Raw genomic sequence first — 18,354 nt, forward strand, 5'->3', positions numbered from 1 at the left:
TGCCTCCGGCCCATCCGGTGACCCACCCACTTCACCCTGACCCTGACCCCCTAGGGGATGGTGGTGCTAGCCCCACCATCGTCCCGCCGGGGCCCGGCGGGCGCGAACCCGTCAGGGAGAGGCGAGGGTCGCGATGACGGCGATGACGATCGAGATCAGCACCATCGCCCCGAAGACGAGCAGGAGCTTCTTCTGACCGTTCTGGGGATTCGGGTCGAGCACAGGAGACATGGCCCCAGTCTCGCATCTCAGCATTCGTCCTCGATCGTCCGGTCCCGGCCGGCCAGCGTGCCGACCACCATCTGCGGCACCATCAGGGCCGCCATCAGGCCGATCGGCAGCCCCCAGCCGCCGCTGTGCTGGTAGAGCACGCCGACGAGGAGCGGGCCGGGGATGGAGATCAGGTAGCCGCAGGACTGGGCGAACGCGGACAGCCGCACCACCCCGGCGCCGCTGCGCGAGCGCATGCTGATCATCGTGAGGGCGAGCGGGAAGGCGCAGTTCGAGACACCCAGGAGCACCGCCCAGGCCCAGGCCCCGCCGGACGGGGCGAGGAAGAGGCCCGCGTAGCCGATGAGGCCGCACGAGCCGAGGAAGATGACGATCGGGCCCTGGTTCCGCATCCGGGCTGCGACCCGGGGGATGACGAAGGCGAGCGGGACGCCCATCGCCATGGTGACGGCGAGCAGGACACCCGCGGTACCGGCCGAGACCCCGGCGTCGCGGAAGATCTGCGGCATCCAGCCCATGGTGATGTACGCGGCGGTGGCCTGGAGGCCGAAGAAGCAGGCGAGGGCCCAGGCGGTGCGGCTGCGGGTGATCCTGAGCTCCGGTGTCCCCGCCTGCTGGGCGGAAGGCTGTCCGGAGGCGGTGTGCCGGTCCCGTACCAGCGGGATCCAGGGCAGGATCGCGGCGGCGGCGAGCGCGGCCCAGATGCCCAGCCCGGCCTTCCAGCTGCCGCCCAGCGCCTCGGTCATGGGGACGGTCACGGCGGCGGCCAGCGAGGTGCCCAGGGCCAGCGCCATGGAGTAGAGGCCGGTCATGGAGCCGACCCGGTCCGGGAACCAGCGCTTGACGATCACCGGCATCAGGACGTTGCTCACGGCGATGCCCATCAGGGCGAGCGCGCTCGCGACGAGGAAGCCCGCCGTACCGCCGACGAGGGGCCGGATGACCAGCCCCGCGGTGATGGCGGTCATGCCCGCGCAGACGACCGCGCCGGGCCCGAAGCGGCGGGCCAGCCGCGGCGCCATGATGCCGAAGACCGCGAAGCAGAGGGGCGGCACGGAGGTGAGGACCCCCGCGACGCTCCCGCTCATGTGCAGCCCGTCGCGCACCTCTTCGAGCAGAGCGCCGAGGCTGGTGATGGCGGGACGGAGGTTGAGCGCGGTGAGGACGAGCCCGACGGCGACCAGGCGGAGTACCCACGCCGCGGGTCCGGCCTGGGTGGCGGGAGCGTCGGTTCCGGGGGCCGTCGGAGTGGCGGGACTCAGCGTCCCGGTCGGGGTCTGGGGAGGGGTTTCGTCATCACGCATGAGGTCATCATAGAATCATGGGATGATTGATTGTCCAATCCTCCTCAGTCCTCTGAGAGCATGCGGACACCCGGGAGCGGCGCGACCGCCGAGAACACAGTCCCGGCCCCGGACACCCGAGCAAGGAGCACCATGGCACTGACGTCCCCGCGGCGTTCGGCACTCGCCGACCAGGTGATTGCCCAGCTGAGGAACCAGATCACCTCGGGCGAGTGGCCCGTGGGCTCGCGCATCCCCACCGAACCCGAGCTGGTCGAGCAGCTCGGGGTGGCCCGTAACACCGTGCGCGAGGCGGTGCGTGCCCTCGCGCACAACGGCCTGCTCGACATCCGGCAGGGCTCGGGCACCTATGTGGCCGCCACCAGCGAGCTGGCCGGGGTGATGCACCGCCGGTTCGCGTCCGCCGATCCGCGCCACGTCGCGGAGCTGCGCTCGACGCTGGAGTCGTCGGCCGCGCGGCTGGCCGCCGCCCGGCGCACGGAGCGGGACCTGAAGCAGCTGGACGCGCTGATGCGGCGCCGGGAGGAGACCTGGACCGCCGGGGACGCCGAGGCCTTCGTGGCGGCGGACGCGACCCTGCATCTGGCCGTCGTGTCCGCCGCCCACAACGATGTGCTGACCGGGCTCTACGCCGATCTGGGTGACCTCCTGCGGGAACACGTCCGGGACGACGTCGGCCACGAGCTGCGGCCGGAGAACCACATGGACCACGGGCGGCTGGTCGAGGCGATCCGAGCCGGTGACGCGGAGACGGCGGCGGAGGAAGCCGCGAGCCACGCGCTCAACTGCCTGGCGGACCGGGTCTGAGACGTCAGGCCGGCTCGGTACGGGTCAGGCCGCCGGGCGGGTCCCGTTCGAGTGCGTCTCGTTCGAGTGGGTGACCCAGGCGGAGCCGACCTCCTTCCAGCAGCGGTCGTCCAGCCGCACCGTCCGCCCCGGTCCGACGGCGACCGGCCTGGAGTCCGCGTCGATGTCCCACCAGCGGGCGCAGTCGGTGTGCAGCTGCACCCGGTCGGTGGACGGGTACGGGTTGTGGCAGTAGGCGATGACCCGGGAGCCGTGGACCGACGTACGGCATTCGGCGCCGGAGGGCTCTGGCTCGGGCTCGGGCGGTGCGGCCGCTCCGACGGCTCCGACGTGCCCGGCGGCGTACAGGGCGCCCGGGACGAGCAGTCCGGCGACGGCCGCGGAGGCCGCCAGCAGGGACCGGGTTCGGTGACGTGTGCCGCGCACAGCGATCTCCTCCCCTGCACTCGGCCTGACCAGAAGTCCGGTTCCTCCACATTCTGCGGTGGATCGACCAGGTTTTCGACCTGAGCGCCCGGAGGCCGGGCGGGACACGGAAAACGGCCGCGCACCATCTCATCGGAGGTGGTGCGCGGCCGTTTCCGGAACGCTGTCGTACGGGGCCGGGAGGTCAGGCGCCGATCATGTGCACGCCACTGTCGACGTGGATGATCTCGCCCGTGGTCTTCGGGAAGAAGTCCGACAGCAGCGCGACGATCGCGCGGCCGGCCGGCTCCGGGTCCGACATGTCCCAGGCCAGCGGCGCACGGGTGTTCCAGACCTCGGCCAGCTCACCGAAGCCCGGGATGGACTTGGCCGCCATGGAGCCGAGCGGCCCGGCCGAGACCAGGTTGCAGCGGATGTTGTCCTTGCCCAGGTCGCGGGCGAGGTAGCGGGAGGTGGCCTCCAGCGCGGCCTTCGTCGGGCCCATCCAGTCGTACTGCGGCCAGGCGAACTGGGCGTCGAAGGTGAGGCCGACGATCGAACCGCCCTCGCTCATCAGCGGCTTGCAGGCCATGGCGAGCGACTTCAGCGAGAACGCCGAGACGTGCATCGCCGTGGAGACCGACTCGAAGGGCGTGTTGAGGAAGTTGCCGCCGAGCGCGTCCTGCGGCGCGAAGCCGATGGAGTGGACGACGCCGTCGAGCGAGCCGAGCTCCTCGCGCACCAGACCGGCCAGCCGGTCCAGGTGCTCGGCGTTGGTCACGTCCAGCTCGATGACCTTGGCCGGCTTGGGCAGCTTCTTGGCGATGCGCTCGGTCAGCGTGGGCCGCGGGAAGGCGGTCAGGATGACCTCCGCGCCCTGCTCCTGGGCCACCTTCGCGGCGTGGAACGCGATGGACGACTCCATCAGCACCCCGGAGATGAGGATGCGCTTGCCGTCGAGAATTCCGCTCATGGTGATCAGTGACCCATGCCCAATCCGCCGTCAACAGGGATGACGGCTCCAGTGATGTACGACGCGTCGTCGGAGGCGAGGAAGCGCACCGCGGCGGCGATCTCCGCGGGCTGCGCGTACCGCGCGAGCGGCACCTGGGCGACGATGCCCTTGCGCTGCTCCTCGGTGAGCGCCTGCGTCATGTCGGTGTCTACGAAGCCGGGTGCGACGACGTTGAAAGTGATGTTCCGCGAGCCCAGCTCACGGGCGAGCGACCGGGCGAAGCCGACCAGGCCGGCCTTGGACGCCGCGTAGTTCGCCTGCCCCGCGGAGCCGAGGAGGCCGACGACGGAGGAGATGAGGACGACCCGGCCCTTCTTGGCACGCAGCATGCCCCGGTTGGCGCGCTTGACGACCCGGAAGGTACCGGTGAGGTTGGTGTCGAGTACGGACGTGAAGTCCTCCTCGGTCATCCGCATCAGCAACTGGTCCTTGGTGACACCGGCGTTGGCGACCAGCACCTCCACGTTGCCGTGCTGCTCCTCGATCACCTTGTAGGCCTGCTCCACCTGCTCGGCGTCGGTGATGTCGCAGCGAACCGCGAGAACACCGGCCTCGGTGAGGGCCCGGGGCGGCTCGCCGGAGCGGAAGGTGATCGCGACCTTGTCGCCGTTGTCGACGAAAGCGCGGGCGATGGCGAGGCCAATGCCCCGGTTTCCTCCGGTGACGAGAACCGAGCGGCTCAACGGATCACCCTTTCCATAGCTGTCTGGTACCTCGAAAAACCTATCGGTACCGCCCGCTTCCCGAGCAATCGGCCTCTGACAGCGCCTTCCCCCGGGCGCTGTCGGGTTCCTACAGTGACGTTCCGGCCCCGTTCGGGCCCTGTCCGGCCGGGGTCCGGGCCGCAATTCGGCTGTGCCGCCCCGTCGGCCGTGCTTCACTGCCCCGTAAAAGAACCGAGGGTATGTGACGCAGAGGAGAGGCCGCTCGTGCCCCATGAGGTAGATCAGTCGTTCCTGGCCCTGCCGCTGAGGCCGCTGGCCGACGCGGCGCTCGCCCGCGCGCGGGCGCTCGGGGCCGTGCACGCGGACTTCCGCTTCGAGCGGGTGCGCAGCGCCACCTGGCGGCTGCGGGACGCCCGCCCGGCCGGGGCGTCGGACAGCACGGAGCTCGGGTACGCGGTGCGGGTGGTGCACGGCGGGGCGTGGGGGTTCGCGTCCGGGGTGGACCTGACGATGGACGCGGCGGCGAGGGTGGCCTCGCAGGCCGTCGCGATGGCGAAGCTCTCGGCGAAGGTGATCGCGGCGGCGGGCTCCGACGAGAGGGTGGAGCTGGCGGACGAGCCGGTCCACGGGGAGCGGAGCTGGGTCTCCTCGTACGAGATCGACCCGTTCGACGTACCCGCGGAGGAGAAGGCGGGGCTGCTCGCCGAGTGGAGCGGCCGGCTGCTGGGGGCGGCGGGCGTCGCGCATGTGGACGCCTCGCTGATGACCGTCCACGAGAACAAGTTCTACGCGGACACGGCGGGCACGGTCACCACGCAGCAGCGGGTCCGGCTGCATCCGCAGTTCACGGCGGTGGCGGTGGACGCGTCGAGCGGTGAGTTCGACTCGATGCGCACGATCGCGCCGCCGGTCGGGCGCGGCTGGGAGTACCTGACCGGGACCGGCTGGGACTGGGACGCGGAGCTGGAGCGGATTCCGGGGCTGCTGGCCGAGAAGATGCGGGCGCCGAGCGTCGAGGCGGGGACGTACGACCTGGTCGTCGACCCGTCGAACCTGTGGCTGACCATCCACGAGTCGATCGGGCACGCCACGGAGCTGGACCGGGCGCTGGGGTACGAGGCGGCGTACGCCGGGACCTCGTTCGCCACCTTCGACAAGCTGGGGAAGCTGGCGTACGGCTCGCCCGTGATGAACGTGACGGGCGACCGCACGGCGGAGCACGGGCTCGCGACGATCGGCTACGACGACGAGGGCGTGGAGGCCCAGTCGTGGGACCTGGTGAAGGACGGCACGCTGGTCGGTTACCAGTTGGACCGCCGGATTGCGAAGCTGACGGGCCTGGGCCGGTCCAACGGGTGCGCCTACGCGGACTCGCCGGGCCATGTCCCCGTGCAGCGGATGGCGAACGTGTCACTGGCGCCCGATCCCGGCGGACTGTCCACCGACGATCTGATCGGCGGGGTGGAGCGCGGGATCTACGTGGTCGGTGACCGGTCATGGTCCATCGACATGCAAAGGTACAACTTTCAATTTACCGGGCAGCGGTTCTTCCGGATCGAGAACGGCAAGCTCGCCGGGCAGCTGCGCGATGTCGCCTACCAGGCGACGACGACGGACTTCTGGGGCTCGATGGAGAAGGTCGGCGGCCCGCAGACGTACGTCCTGGGCGGCGCCTTCAACTGCGGCAAGGCCCAGCCGGGCCAGGTCGCGGCCGTCTCGCACGGCTGCCCCTCCGCCCTCTTCCGAGGCGTGAACATCCTTAACACGACGCAGGAGGCCGGACGATGAGCCGCGTCAGCAAGCCGTACGAGATCGTCGAGCGCGCTCTCGAACTGTCCACCGCCGACGGCTGTGTGGTCATCGCCGACGAGGAGTCGTCGGCCAACCTGCGCTGGGCGGGCAACGCGCTCACCACGAACGGGGTGACCCGGGGCCGCACCCTGACCGTCATCGCCACGGTCGACGGGGCCGAGGGCACCGCGTCCGGGGTCGTGTCACGGGGCGCCGTCACCCCGGCCGATCTGGAGCCGCTGGTGCGGGCCGCAGAGGCGGCCGCGCGCGGCGCCGGGCCGGCCGAGGACGCCCAGCCGCTGGTCACCGGGGTGGCGTCGTCCCCCGACTTCACCGACGCGCCGGCGGAGACGGACTCCGACGTGTTCGCGGCGTTCGCCCCCGCGCTCGGGGACGCCTTCGCGCGGGCCGGGGCCGGTGGCCGGGAGCTGTACGGCTTCGCGAACCACGAGATGACCTCGACCTACCTCGGCACCTCGACCGGGCTTCGGCTGCGCCACGACCAGCCGAACGGCACGCTGGAGCTGAACGCCAAGTCGCCGGACCGCTCGCGCTCGGCCTGGGCGGGGCGGGCGACCCGCGACTTCAAGGACGTCGACCCGGCGGAGCTGGACGCGGAGCTGGCCCGGCGGCTGGGCTGGGCGGAGCGCCGTATCGAACTGCCGGCCGGACGGTACGAGACGCTGCTGCCGCCGACCTCCGTGGCCGATCTGCTGATCTACCAGCTCTGGTCCGCGACGGCCCGGGACGCCGTAGAGGGCCGGACGGTGTTCTCCAAGCCGGGCGGCGGCACCCGGCTCGGCGACACGCTGTCCCCGCTGCCGCTGACGCTGCGCAGCGACCCGCACGCCGCGGGGATCGAGTCCGCGCCGTTCGTCATCGCGCACTCCTCCGGTGACGGCGCCTCGGTCTTCGACAACGGGCTGCCGCTGACCCGTACCGACTGGATCAGGGACGGGCGGCTGGAGCAGCTCACGACGACCCGGCACACCGCGGGCCTGACGGGGCTGCCGCTCGCCCCGGCGATCGACAACCTGGTCCTGGACGGCGGCGGTGAACGCTCCCTGGCGGAGATGGTGGCCGCGACGACCGGGCCCGCACTGCTGCTGACCTGCATGTGGTACATCCGCGAGGTCGATCCGGCGACGCTGCTGCTGACCGGGCTGACCAGGGACGGGGTGTATCTCGTGGAGGGCGGCGAGGTGGTCGGTGAGGTGAACAACTTCCGCTTCAACGAGTCCCCGGTGGACCTGCTGTCGCGGGCCACGGAGGCGGGGCGCACCGAGAAGACGCTGCCGCGCGAGTGGGGCGACTGGTTCACCCGGGCCGCGATGCCCGCGCTGCGCATCCCGGACTTCAACATGAGCTCGGTGAGCCGGGGCGTGTGACCGGCCTAGACTGGCCGATGCCTATCGATACACGTAGCTGTCGATACACGTAGCTGAGGAGACACGGAACCGTGACGGACATCGTCGACGAGCTGAAGTGGCGCGGGCTGTTCGCCCAGTCCACTGACGAGGACGCACTGCGCAAGGCTCTCGCGGACGGTCCCGTCACGTTCTATTGCGGCTACGACCCCACCGCGGCGAGTCTGCACGTCGGCCATCTGGTGCAGGTGCTCACCATGCGCCGGCTCCAGCGGGCCGGGCTGCGGCCGCTCGCCCTGGTGGGCGGGGCCACCGGCCAGATCGGTGACCCCCGGCCGACCGCGGAGCGCACGCTGAACGACCCGGAGACCATCGCCGCCTGGGTGTCGCGGCTGCGGTCCCAGATCGAGCCGTTCCTGTCCTTCGAGGGCGAGAACGCCGCGGTCATGGTGAACAACCTGGACTGGACCGCGGGCATGTCCGCGATCGAGTTCCTGCGGGACATCGGCAAGCACTTCCGGGTCAACAAGATGCTGACCAAGGAGTCCATCGCCCGCCGGCTGGAGTCCGACGAGGGCATCAGCTACACCGAGTTCAGCTACCAGCTGCTCCAGAGCATGGACTTCCTGGAGCTGTACCGGCGCCACGGCTGCACCCTCCAGCAGGGCGGCAGCGACCAGTGGGGCAACCTCACCGCGGGTCTGGACCTGATCCACCGCCTGGAGCCGGGCGCGGAGGTGCACGCGCTGGCGACGCCGCTGATGACGAAGGCGGACGGGACGAAGTTCGGCAAGTCCGAGAGCGGTGCCGTCTGGCTCGACCCGGAGATGACCACGCCGTACGCGTTCTACCAGTTCTGGCTGAACGTGGACGACCGGGACATCTCGCGCTACATGCGCATCCTCAGCTTCCTGAGCCCCGCGGAGCTGGAGGAGCTGGAGAAGGTCACGGAGGAGCGGCCGCAGGCCCGCTCCGCGCAGCGCGCGCTGGCCGAGGAGCTGACGACGCTGGTGCACGGCGCGGACCAGTGCGCCGCGGTCATCGCCGCGTCGAAGGCCCTGTTCGGCCAGGGTGAGCTGGGCGGGCTGGACGAGGCGACGTTGAGCGCCGCGCTCTCCGAGGTGCCGCACGCCCGGGTCACCGAGCTGGGCCCGCTGGTGGACCTGCTGGTGGAGGTCGGTCTGGCGCCGAGCAAGTCGGGCGCGCGCCGCACCGTCAAGGAGGGTGGCGCGTACGTGAACAACGTCAAGGTCACCGACGGCGAGGCGGCACCGGCCCGCGAGGAGCTGCTGCACGGGCGCTGGCTGGTGCTGCGCAGGGGCAAGAAGAACCTCGCGGCCATCGAGGTCACGGCGGGCTGATCCGGGCCCGCACGCACTGCGGCCGGTCACGCGTGACGCGTGACCGGCCGCAGCCGTTCGGTGCTCAGGTCTTCTGTCGTCTGCTGCCTCGGATCGAGGCCCACAGCATGTCCCCGACACCGACCACCACCACGGCGCCGATCAGCTGGAGCACATGGCGCGTCCAGTCGATGCCCTTGGTGTCGTTGACACCGATCCAGGTGGCGACGGCATTGCCGAGGACGCTGCCGATCATGCCGAAGATGACCGTCAGCCAGAGTGGGATCTCCTGCTTCCCCGGCAGGATCGCCTTCGCGATCAGGCCGAGAACCAGGCCCACGATGATTGCCCACAACCAGCCCATACCGCCTCCTCGTGCGACGCGGTGTCGCGATGTGCGATCAGTCTCGACCCCGGGCGGGCGCACCGCATGCCGGAGGGGTCCGTACGTGGGCGAGCGGGATTCCTGGCGCGCCCCGGTCTCGAACGCGGCGGATGCCGGGCGTACCGTGGGAGCGGTCCGGATCCGGGGAGCGTCCGGCATGGGAACGGGGTCTCCTCCGGTTCGCGCGCGAGCGGAACGATGACGCGGGCGCGGAGAGGTTGGGTGGAGGCGGGATGGGCAAGCAGAGCGGTTCCGAGGTCTTCCGGATCACGGGGGCCCGGCAGGGGCTCGCGGAGGACGTGCGCGGCAGGCAGCGGCGCTACGTGATCTCGATGTCGGTGCGCACGGTCTCGGTGATCGCCGCCGCGGCCCTGTGGAACGTGGAGCGCTATGTGGCGATCGTGGGGCTGGCGCTGGGCGTTCTGCTCCCGTACATCGCCGTCGTCATCGCCAACGCGGGCCGGGAGAACTCCCCCGCGATGCCCTCGACCTTCGTCCCGGCCCCGACGCGGCTCGCGCTCGGCGCCGCTCCGGTGGCGGCTCATGCCGAACCGGGCCCGGAGGCGGACCACGCCTTCCGTTCCCCTGATCCGCAGGGTCACAGCTGACCCCCGGCTGCCCCGTACGCCCCGGTACTGACCGTTTTCGCGGCGGGTCCAAGCTCAAGAAAAGCTCAGATCAATCATGTAGTTCCAGTGCCCCGCACCCCTGTCTGCGTGACATACTTCAAAAGCGCTCCGCATCCCCCGTCGGAGCGACGGACCGACGCCGGGCAGCTCCCCCCGTGGCTGCCCGGCGTCGCCTTTTCTCCGGCGGGGATGCTTCGGTCCGGCCGCCTCCGCGGCCGGACCCAGTGCCTCGCGGGAGGTCCGGGAGGATCTAGGGTTGAGTCCGTGAACTCCCCTGAATCCGCGGCCGAGAGCGCTGCCGAGGCCCCCGTCTGTTCCGCCAAGGACTGTCGTGCCGACGCCGTGTGGGTGCTCGCGTGGAACAACCCGAAGCTGCACACCCCGGACCGTCGCAAGACCTGGCTGGCCTGTGACGAGCACCGGGAGTACCTGTCCTCGTTCCTCGGCGTGCGCGGCTTCCTCAAGGACGTGGTGACGCTGAAGGAATGGGAGTCGTCCAGCTGACGGCCCCGGCCCGCTGCCCGCCTACCCGCCGATCGCCGACATCGGGCGGTCGGGCTGGAGGAAGGAGGGGTCGTCCAGGCCGGATCCGGCCTTCTTGCCCCACATCGCGAGCCGCCAGATCCGGGCGATCTCGCTGTCCGGGGCGTCCGACCGCAGTGCGCCGCGCAGGTCGGTCTCCTCGCGGGCGAACAGGCAGGTGCGCACCTGTCCGTCGGCGGTGAGCCGGGTGCGGTCGCAGGCCCGGCAGAACGGCCGGGTGACCGAGGCGATGACGCCGACCCGGTGCGGTCCGCCGTCGACCAGCCAGCGTTCCGCGGGGGCGGAGCCGCGCTCGTCGCGGCCCTCCGGGGTGAGCTCGAAGCGGGTGCGCAGCGACTGGAGGATGTCACCCGCTGTGATCATTCCGTCGCGCTTCCAGCCGTGCTGCGCGTCGAGCGGCATCTGCTCGATGAAGCGGAGCTGGTAGGCGTTCTCCACGGCCCAGGCGAGGAGCTCCGGGGCCTCGTCGTCGTTGAGGCCCGGCATCAGGACGGTGTTGACCTTGACCGGGGTGAGCCCGGCCTCCCGGGCGGCTTCGAGGCCGGCCAGGACGTCGTGGTGCCGGTCGCGGCGGGTGAGGGTCTTGAACACGTCGGGGCGCAGGGTGTCCAGCGAGACGTTGACCCGGTCCAGCCCCGCGGCCTTGAGCGCCTCGGCGGTGCGCTTCAGCCCGATCCCGTTGGTGGTGATCGACATCTTGGGGCGGGGCTCCAGGGCCGCGCACTGTTCGACGATGGAGACGAGTCCGGGGCGCAGCAGCGGCTCGCCGCCGGTGAAGCGGACTTCGGTGATGCCGAGCTGTGTGACGGCGATGCGGACGAGCCGGACGATCTCGTCGTCACTCAGCAGGTCCGGCTTGGCCAGCCACTGCAGGCCCTCCTCCGGCATGCAGTACGTACAGCGCAGGTTGCACCGGTCGGTGAGTGACACGCGCAGGTCGGTGGCGACCCGGTCGTAGGTGTCGATGAGCATGGTGGGCCCCCTCCTCCGGCTGAATTCCCGGTTGCGGTTACTGGCTCTTTCGAGACTACGCGAGGCGTGTGACATCGCAGTGGCCCGTTTGACACGAGGTACGACGCGGCCGCGTCGTAGGACTCTACGACGCGGCCGGGTCAGAGGGTCGGTGCGAAAGACGAACTCCTGGGTGAACTCCTGCTCTCAGTGGGCTCCGATGCCGGTGAGGGACTTGACCTCCAGCTCGGCGTACTTGCCCTTGTCCGGCTCCTCCTTCGACAGGAGGGAGCCGAGCCAGCCGAGCAGGAAGCCCAGCGGGATCGAGATCAGGCCGGGGTTCTCCAGCGGGAACCAGGCGAAGTCGACGCCCTTGAACATCGAGGTCTTCTCGTTTCCGGAGACGACCGGCGAGAACAGCACCAGGATCACCGAGCTGGCCAGACCGCCGTAGATCGACCACAGCGCGCCCTGGGTGGTGAAGCGCTTCCAGAAGAGGCTGTAGAGGAGCGTGGGCAGGTTGGCGGAGGCGGCGACGGCGAAGGCGAGCGCCACCAGACCGGCGACGTTCATGTCGCGGGCGAAGGCGCCCAGCAGGATCGCGGCGGCGCCGATGAAGACGGTGGCCCAGCGGGCGGCCCGCATCTCCTCCTTCTCGCTCGCCTTCCCCTTGCGGATGACGTTGGCGTAGATGTCGTGGGCGAAGGAGGACGAGGAGGCGAGAGTGAGGCCCGCGACGACGGCGAGGATGGTGGCGAAGGCGACGGCGGAGATGACGGCGAGCATGATGGCGCCGCCGGTGGAGCCGACCCCGCCGAGGTACTCGGCGAGCTGCGGGGCCGCCGCGTTGCCCGCCGGGTTCTTCGCGATGATCTCCTTCGGTCCGATGAGGGCCGCGGCGCCGAAGCCGAGGGCGATCGTCATCAGGTAGAAGGCGCCGATGATGCCGATGGCCCAGTTGACCGACTTACGGGCGGCCTTGGCGGTCGGCACCGTGTAGAAGCGGATCAGGATGTGCGGCAGGCCCGCGGTGCCCAGCACGAGGGCGATACCGAGGGAGAGGAAGTCCAGCTTCGAGGTGCCGGTGGCGCCGTACTTGAGTCCGGGCTCCAGGAACGACGCGCCGTGGCCGCTCTTCTCCGCGGCGGTGCCCAGCAGGTCCGAGACGTTGAAGTCGAACTTCCAGAGCACCATGAAGGTCATCAGGATGGCGCCCGCGATGAGCAGCACGGCCTTGACCATCTGCACCCAGGTGGTGCCCTTCATGCCGCCGATGGTGACGTAGACGATCATCAGTACGCCGACCAGCGCAACGATGAGGATCTTTCCGGCGTCGCTGGTGATGCCGAGGAGCAGCGAGACCAGAACTCCCGCGCCGGCCATCTGCGCCAGCAGGTAGAAGATCGAGACGATGATGGTGGAGACGCCCGCCGCGGTGCGTACGGGACGCTGCCGCATCCGGTAGGCGAGGACGTCGCCCATGGTGTAGCGGCCCGAGTTGCGCAGCGGTTCCGCCACCAGCAGCAGGGCGACCAGCCAGGCGACGAGGAAGCCGATCGAGTAGAGGAAGCCGTCGTATCCGAAGAGGGCGATGGCTCCGGCGATGCCGAGGAACGAGGCGGCGGACATGTAGTCGCCGGAGACCGCGAGTCCGTTCTGGAAGGCGGTGAACTGCCGTCCGCCGGCGTAGAAGTCGGAGGCGCTCTTGGTCTGCCGGCCGGCCCAGACGGTGATGCCGAGCGTCGCCGCGACGAAGACCGCGAAGAGCGTGATGATCAGCGGCCGGTGCTCGGTGGTGGAGGAGGCGGCGAGTACGGCGGTGTGGGAGTGGTACGCGGCGCTCATGCGTCGGCCTCCATACGGGACTTGATGGCCTCGGCCTTCGGGTCCAGCTTCGCGTTGGCGTGCCGCGAGTAGAACCAGGCGATGAGGAAGGTGGTGAGGAACTGGGCGAGGCCGAAGACGAAGGCCACGTTGAAGTTGCTGTACACCTTGGTGCCCATGAAGCCGCCGGCGTAGTTGGACAGCAGTACGTACAGCAGGTACCAGAGGACGAAGGCGATGGTCAGCGGGAAGGCGAACGAGCGGTACGAGCGGCGCAGTTCGCCGAATTCCGCGCTTTCCTGCTCCGCGACGAAGGCCTCGGTCGTGGGCTGGGCCGGCCCTGTCTCCGTACTGCCCTCGGGCGGCGGTGCATCGGTAGCCACGGAATCTCCTCGCGACGCGGGTGCGGTGGTGGTGGGGACGGTGGATTTCATCCTGGGAACCTCGGTATCGGGGGGTGATGGTGCGCCTCCCCTGACAACGGCACGCGGCCCGCGGCGAAGCGGTTCAACGCGGGTGCGCACTCTTCCGCCGCTCTCCGGGTCACCCCTTCGGACGCCGCGGCGGAAACGGGTTCTCCCGAACTCATTGATGAGCCGGGATGATCAGCGATAGCTTCACTGGTCATGTACGCGACTGGACACGGCCCGTGTCCGGTCGACTGGCACGGATGATGTGGAGACCCCATGGCTCATCTGAGATCCGGACGGACGCGCGCACTGGCGCTGCCCGTCGGATTGGCCCTCACCGTCTCGCTCGGCTTCCTGCCGGCGGGTTCCGCGTCCGCCTCCGCGGTGGACGGCCGGACCGCGGCGGCGGTCCCGGCGGACGGACCGAAGCTTTCGTACGTGGTGAACACGCGGGGCGGTCCCGGCACCGTCAAGCAGGTGCGCAAGGCGGTGGAGCGGGCCGGCGGCACGGTGGTGATCGCCTACGACCGGATCGGCGTCCTCGTCGTCCACTCGCAGAACCCGGACTTCGCCCCGTCCGTCCGCGGGGTCAGGGGCGTGGATTCGGTGGGTGCCACCCGCACCAACCCGATCGTCCCGACGGCCACCAAGGACATCGGGGTCGAGCAGCCGCTCACCGCCGAGCAGGAGCGGGCCGCCGCCACTCGGGCGACGGCGGACCAGGACCCGATGGAGCCGCTGCAGTGGGACCTGCCGGCCATCAAGGCGGACAAGGCGCACCAGAAGTCGCTGGGCAGCCGGAAGGTCACGGTCGCGGTCATCGACACGGGCGTCGACGACACCCACCCGGACCTGGCGCCCAACTTCGACCGGTCCGCCTCGGCGAACTGCGCGACCGGCGCACCGGACACCACCCCCGGCTCCTGGCGGCCGAAGGCCGGTGAGAGCCCGCACGGCACCCATGTCGCGGGCACCATAGCCGCCGCGAAGAACGGCATCGGGGTGACGGGCGTCGCGCCCGGGGTGAAGGTCGCGGGTATCAAGGTGGCGAACCCGGACGGATACTTCTACACGGAGTCCGTCGTCTGCGGCTTCATGTGGGCGGCGGACCACGGTGTCGACGTCACCAACAACAGCTATTACACCGACCCGTGGATGTACAACTGCAAGGACGACCCGGACCAGGGCGCACTGGTCGAGGCGGTCGCCCGTGCCACCCGGTACGCGGAGAGCAGGGGCACGGTCAACGTCGCCGCCTCGGGCAACTCGGCCGAGGACCTGGCGGCCGACACGATCGAGGACTCGGGCAGCCCGAACGACGGCGACACCACCACCCGGACGATCGACCCGAAGAAGTGCTTCGACATCCCGACGATGCTGCCGGGTGTCGTGACGGTCTCGGCGACGGGCGCGAAGGGTCTGAAGGCCTCGTACTCGAACTACGGGAACGGTGTCATCGACGTGGCAGCGCCTGGCGGCGACTCGACGGCCTACCAGCCGCCCGAGCTGCCCGCGACGAACGGTCTGATCCTGTCCACACTGCCGGGCGGCAAGTACGGCTACATGGCCGGCACGTCGATGGCCTCCCCGCACGTGGCGGGTGTGGTGGCCCTGATCAAGTCGAGGCACCCGTACGCGTCCGCGTTCGCGGTGAAGGCGCTGCTGACGGCGGAGGCCGACGCCACGGCGTGCGGCGCCCCGTACGACATCGACGGTGACGGCACCGTCGACGCGGTCTGTGAGGGCGGCAAGAACCGCAACGGCTTCTACGGGGCCGGTGTGGTGGACGCCCTGGACGCCGTCCGCTGGTAGCGGGTCCGGTGCGGGGGCCGGTGAAAGCGCCGGCCCCCGCACCGGCCTCAGTGGCTCACGGCTTGATGAGGACCTTCAGCGCCGTGCGCTCGTCCATCGCCTTGTAGCCGGCCGGTACGTCGTCGAGGCCGATGGCGAGGTCGAAGACGGGCGACGGGTCGATGGCGCCGGACAGGACGTCGGGGAGCAGCTCCGGTATGTAGCTGCGCACGGGGGCGACCCCGCCGCGCAGGGCGATGTTCCGGTCGAACATGACGCCGAGGTCCAGTCCGGTGCCGCTGCCGTGCGGTACGCCGACGTAGCCGATCGAGCCGCCGTCGCGGGTGATCTCCACGGCCGTGCGCATCGACTGCTCGGTGCCGACGGCCTCGATGACCGCCTGGGCGCCCTCGCCGCCGAGCAGTTCCCGTACGGAGGCGACGGCGGCCTCGCCGCGCTCGGCGACGACGTCGGTGGCGCCGAAGGCGCGGGCGATGTCGGTGCGGGCGGTGTGGCGGCCGAGCGCGATGATCCGCTCGGCGCCGAGCCGCTTGGCGGCCATGACCCCGCACAGGCCGACGGCGCCGTCACCGACGACGGCGACCGTGGAGCCGGGCCCCACCCCGGCGCCGACCGCCGCGTGGTGGCCGGTGCCGAGGACGTCGGAGAGGGCCAGCAGCGCGGTGAGCAGGCGGTCGTCGGAGGCGGCGGCGGCCGGCAGCTTGACCAGGGTGCCGTCGGCGAACGGGACGCGTACGGCCTCGCCCTGCCCGCCGTCGGAGCCGACCGAACCCCAGAAGCCGCCCTGCGGGCAGGAGGTGGTCAGGCCCTCCGCGCAGTAGGCGCAGGTGCCGTCGGACCAGACGAAGGGGGCGACGACCAGGTCGCCGACGGCGAAGCCGTTGACGCCGGAGCCGGCCTCCTCGACGATCCCGAGGAACTCGTGGCCGATGCGCTGGCCGGGCTTGCGGGCGGACTCACCCCGGTAGGCCCACAGGTCGCTGCCGCAGATACAGGCCCGCAGGACCCGCAGCACCACATCGGTGGGCTGCTGGATCGCCGGGTCCGGGACCTCCTGCACGCGGATGTCGTGGGGGGCGTGGATGACGGTGGCGCGCATGCGTGGGAGTCCTTGCTGATCTCAGATGCTGGTACCCCGTCCACGGTACGCCCAGGGCCCGGCGCCCGGCCGCCGAGCACCCGGCCGCCGAGCACCCTGGCCCAGCGCTCCCAGGGTCAGCAGCAGCTGGGCCGCGACATAGGTGAGCATGACCCAGAAGTCGGGGGCGGGCAGCTGCGGCAGGTCCGCGATGCCGGTGGCGATCAGGGCGTCGGAGAGCAGGAAGAGCGCGCCGCCGGCCGCCGCGCGCCGGCCGAGTACGCGGGACCGGTAGGCCATGGCCGTGAGCAGCAGGCTGTAACCGGCCAGCGGCAACCGCAGACCGGCCGGCAGCCCGCCCCACACCAGGGTGAGGAAGGCGGCCAGGACGACCACGTACAGCGCTGCGGGCAGCAGCGCGCCACGGGCCCGTCCGAAGAGCCTGAGGTAGCAGAGGTGCCCGGCCGCGAAGCCGCCCATCCCGATGAGGAAGGCGGCATCGGCGTCGGCCAGCAGGAACGTGTCGCCCACCCAGCCGCAGAGCAGTGCGGCGATCAGCGCCCTGCGCCCGCGCCGGGCGGCGGCGTACCCGGCCAGCAGCGGCATCAGCAGCGGCTTGGCGACGAGGTGCGCGATCCCGCTGTCGGCGAGGACCGCGACGAGGTCGACGGCGCAGACGGCGAGGAAGGCGGCCAGCAGGGGGCGGACGAACCGCTCCCGCCGGTCCGGGAACGGCGCGGCGTTCGTCAGCGGCCCCGCGGCGCTCATCCGGTGCGCTCGCGCGCGGGAGCGGTGGCAGGGGTGGGGGTGGCAGACGTGGCAGGGGCGGCCGCCACCCCGGCGGGTTGCCAGCCGGGGCCCCGGAAGACCCGTCCGGCCCGCTCGCCCCAGCTGCCCGCGGCGCGGACGTCGCGGGCGATGGCGGCGTACTCGTGGGTGGCGACCCGCAGCGGGTTGAACGTGTCGATGTTCTTGGTGAGCCCGAATACCGGCCGTTCCGTCTCCGCCGTGAACGAGCCGAACCAGCGGTCCCACACGATCAGGATGCCGCCGAAGTTCCGGTCGAGGTAACCGCCTTGGGAGGCGTGGTGCACCCGGTGGTGGGAGGGCGTGTTCAGCACGTACTCGAAGGGCCTGGGCAGCTTGTCGACACGTTCGGTGTGCACCCAGAACTGGTAGACGAGGTTGACTGAGGAGCAGAAGGCGAGCGCCGCCGGGTGCACACCGCAGGCGATCAGCGGGAGGTAGAACGGCCAGACGGTCAGCGAGGTCCAGGGCTGGCGCAGCGCGGTGGAGAGGTTGAACTTCCGGCTGGAGTGGTGGACCACGTGGCAGGCCCAGAGGATCCGGATGACGTGGTGGCCCCGGTGCGACCAGTAGTAGAGGAAGTCCTGCCCGAGCAGCATCAGCGGGACGGTCCACCACATGACGGGCACGCGCAGCGGCGTCAGCTCGTACACCGCCGTGTAGACGGCGACGATGGGCACCTTCCACAGCAGGTCGAAGACCAGGCTGCCCAGTCCCATGGTGATGCTGGTGGTGGTGTCCTTCGAGCCGTATCCGGCGGCCTCCTCGTCGGGGTGGAAGTGGTGGAGCGCCATTTCCAGGACGGTGAGCAGGACGAAGGCCGGTATGGACCAGAGCACTACATCGGGCAGGTTCGTCGGCATGTCAGCACCGTAGAGCCGCAGGTCGGCCCACGAACAGACGTTGTTACCAACAAGTATGCGAGACGTGGCGTCAGCAATCTTTGGTGACTTCTGACAGCACAGCCGTCGTACGATCCCTCCACCAAGG

Annotated in this window: 19 protein-coding genes; 7 read left to right on the forward strand and 12 right to left on the reverse strand. The window is 70.6% G+C overall.

Features of this window, described 5'->3' with window-relative positions; translation table 11 throughout:
- Positions 1-111: 111 nt before the first annotated feature.
- Together ACFVQ0_RS30650 and ACFVQ0_RS30655 are read right to left on the reverse strand one after the other, a co-directional pair.
- The gene (locus ACFVQ0_RS30650; RefSeq protein WP_260147507.1) at positions 112-222 is read right to left on the reverse strand and encodes an SGM_5486 family transporter-associated protein; all 111 of its coding nucleotides are present in this window, start codon (positions 220-222) and stop codon (positions 112-114) included.
- A 26-nt stretch (positions 223-248) separates the two neighbouring features.
- Positions 249-1,535 carry a CynX/NimT family MFS transporter gene (locus ACFVQ0_RS30655; protein ID WP_390092447.1) on the reverse strand — a complete coding sequence of 429 codons (1,287 nt, stop codon included), beginning with the start codon at positions 1,533-1,535 and terminating at the stop codon, positions 249-251.
- A 132-nt stretch (positions 1,536-1,667) separates the two neighbouring features.
- Between ACFVQ0_RS30655 and ACFVQ0_RS30660 the strand changes: the two genes are divergently transcribed.
- Positions 1,668-2,342, forward strand: a complete 675-nt coding sequence (locus ACFVQ0_RS30660) for a FadR/GntR family transcriptional regulator (RefSeq protein ID WP_390092448.1) — start codon at positions 1,668-1,670, stop codon at positions 2,340-2,342.
- Positions 2,343-2,366: 24 nt separating this feature from the next.
- Here the strand turns inward: ACFVQ0_RS30660 and ACFVQ0_RS30665 are convergent, their stop codons facing one another.
- The 3 genes from ACFVQ0_RS30665 to fabG all read right to left on the reverse strand — a co-directional run bounded on the left by ACFVQ0_RS30665 (position 2,367) and on the right by fabG (position 4,445).
- Entirely contained in the window at positions 2,367-2,768 is a 402-nt protein-coding gene (locus ACFVQ0_RS30665; RefSeq protein ID WP_390092449.1) for a hypothetical protein, read from the reverse strand.
- Between the two features lie 184 nt (positions 2,769-2,952).
- Positions 2,953-3,720, reverse strand: coding sequence for an enoyl-ACP reductase FabI (gene fabI, locus ACFVQ0_RS30670; protein ID WP_390092450.1), 768 nt, complete (start codon positions 3,718-3,720; stop codon positions 2,953-2,955).
- Between the two features lie 5 nt (positions 3,721-3,725).
- Positions 3,726-4,445: a 3-oxoacyl-[acyl-carrier-protein] reductase gene (fabG, locus tag ACFVQ0_RS30675; RefSeq protein WP_390092451.1), complete on the reverse strand. Its 720-nt coding sequence runs from the start codon at positions 4,443-4,445 to the stop codon at positions 3,726-3,728.
- 246 nt (positions 4,446-4,691) lie between these two features.
- On the opposite strand from fabG, the gene ACFVQ0_RS30680 reads away from it, so the two are divergent.
- The 3 genes from ACFVQ0_RS30680 (at position 4,692) to tyrS (ending at position 8,946) form a co-directional block, all read left to right on the forward strand.
- A complete protein-coding gene (locus ACFVQ0_RS30680) occupies positions 4,692-6,215 on the forward strand; it encodes a TldD/PmbA family protein (protein WP_390092452.1) in 1,524 nt (507 codons plus the stop codon).
- Positions 6,212-7,606 (forward strand): metallopeptidase TldD-related protein, encoded by a 1,395-nt coding sequence (locus tag ACFVQ0_RS30685; protein ID WP_390092453.1) that lies wholly within the window; start codon positions 6,212-6,214, stop codon positions 7,604-7,606. The genes ACFVQ0_RS30680 and ACFVQ0_RS30685 overlap by 4 nt, the downstream gene beginning before the upstream one ends.
- A 71-nt stretch (positions 7,607-7,677) precedes the next feature.
- Positions 7,678-8,946 (forward strand): tyrosine--tRNA ligase, encoded by a 1,269-nt coding sequence (gene tyrS / locus ACFVQ0_RS30690; protein WP_390092454.1) that lies wholly within the window; start codon positions 7,678-7,680, stop codon positions 8,944-8,946.
- A 64-nt stretch (positions 8,947-9,010) separates the two neighbouring features.
- On the opposite strand, the gene ACFVQ0_RS30695 is transcribed toward tyrS, so the two are convergent.
- Entirely contained in the window at positions 9,011-9,289 is a 279-nt protein-coding gene (locus tag ACFVQ0_RS30695) for a GlsB/YeaQ/YmgE family stress response membrane protein (protein ID WP_390092455.1), read from the reverse strand.
- Between the two features lie 254 nt (positions 9,290-9,543).
- On the opposite strand from ACFVQ0_RS30695, the gene ACFVQ0_RS30700 reads away from it, so the two are divergent.
- Positions 9,544-9,918: a DUF3099 domain-containing protein gene (locus ACFVQ0_RS30700; RefSeq protein ID WP_390092456.1), complete on the forward strand. Its 375-nt coding sequence runs from the start codon at positions 9,544-9,546 to the stop codon at positions 9,916-9,918.
- 285 nt (positions 9,919-10,203) lie between these two features.
- A complete protein-coding gene (locus tag ACFVQ0_RS30705; RefSeq protein WP_390092457.1) occupies positions 10,204-10,443 on the forward strand; it encodes a hypothetical protein in 240 nt (79 codons plus the stop codon).
- Between the two features lie 21 nt (positions 10,444-10,464).
- Here the strand turns inward: ACFVQ0_RS30705 and moaA are convergent, their stop codons facing one another.
- The 3 genes from moaA to ACFVQ0_RS30720 all read right to left on the reverse strand — a co-directional run bounded on the left by moaA (position 10,465) and on the right by ACFVQ0_RS30720 (position 13,640).
- Positions 10,465-11,454 carry a GTP 3',8-cyclase MoaA gene (moaA, locus tag ACFVQ0_RS30710; protein WP_390092458.1) on the reverse strand — a complete coding sequence of 330 codons (990 nt, stop codon included), beginning with the start codon at positions 11,452-11,454 and terminating at the stop codon, positions 10,465-10,467.
- 186 nt (positions 11,455-11,640) lie between these two features.
- On the reverse strand, positions 11,641-13,278 hold the full coding sequence (locus ACFVQ0_RS30715; protein ID WP_390092459.1) for a cation acetate symporter: 1,638 nt from the start codon (positions 13,276-13,278) through the stop codon (positions 11,641-11,643).
- Positions 13,275-13,640, reverse strand: coding sequence for a DUF485 domain-containing protein (locus ACFVQ0_RS30720; RefSeq protein ID WP_311306473.1), 366 nt, complete (start codon positions 13,638-13,640; stop codon positions 13,275-13,277). The genes ACFVQ0_RS30715 and ACFVQ0_RS30720 overlap by 4 nt, the downstream gene beginning before the upstream one ends.
- Before the next feature lie 303 nt (positions 13,641-13,943).
- On the opposite strand from ACFVQ0_RS30720, the gene ACFVQ0_RS30725 reads away from it, so the two are divergent.
- Positions 13,944-15,479 (forward strand): S8 family serine peptidase, encoded by a 1,536-nt coding sequence (locus ACFVQ0_RS30725; RefSeq protein WP_390092460.1) that lies wholly within the window; start codon positions 13,944-13,946, stop codon positions 15,477-15,479.
- Positions 15,480-15,534: 55 nt separating this feature from the next.
- Here ACFVQ0_RS30725 and ACFVQ0_RS30730 read toward each other — a convergent pair whose 3' ends face one another.
- From ACFVQ0_RS30730 to ACFVQ0_RS30740, 3 genes are read right to left on the reverse strand one after another with little or no spacing between them, the layout of a single operon-like run.
- Positions 15,535-16,578, reverse strand: coding sequence for a zinc-dependent alcohol dehydrogenase family protein (locus tag ACFVQ0_RS30730; RefSeq protein ID WP_390092461.1), 1,044 nt, complete (start codon positions 16,576-16,578; stop codon positions 15,535-15,537).
- 21 nt (positions 16,579-16,599) lie between these two features.
- The gene (locus ACFVQ0_RS30735) at positions 16,600-17,325 is read right to left on the reverse strand and encodes a lysoplasmalogenase (RefSeq protein WP_390092462.1); all 726 of its coding nucleotides are present in this window, start codon (positions 17,323-17,325) and stop codon (positions 16,600-16,602) included.
- Entirely contained in the window at positions 17,322-18,227 is a 906-nt protein-coding gene (locus tag ACFVQ0_RS30740) for a sterol desaturase family protein (protein WP_390092463.1), read from the reverse strand. Before ACFVQ0_RS30740 ends, ACFVQ0_RS30735 begins: the two co-directional genes overlap by 4 nt.
- Positions 18,228-18,354: the final 127 nt, after the last annotated feature.

Origin of the sequence: Streptomyces sp. NPDC057900, assembly GCF_042887885.1 — a bacterium.
In the GTDB taxonomy this organism is placed as follows: Bacteria; Actinomycetota; Actinomycetes; order Streptomycetales; family Streptomycetaceae; genus Streptomyces.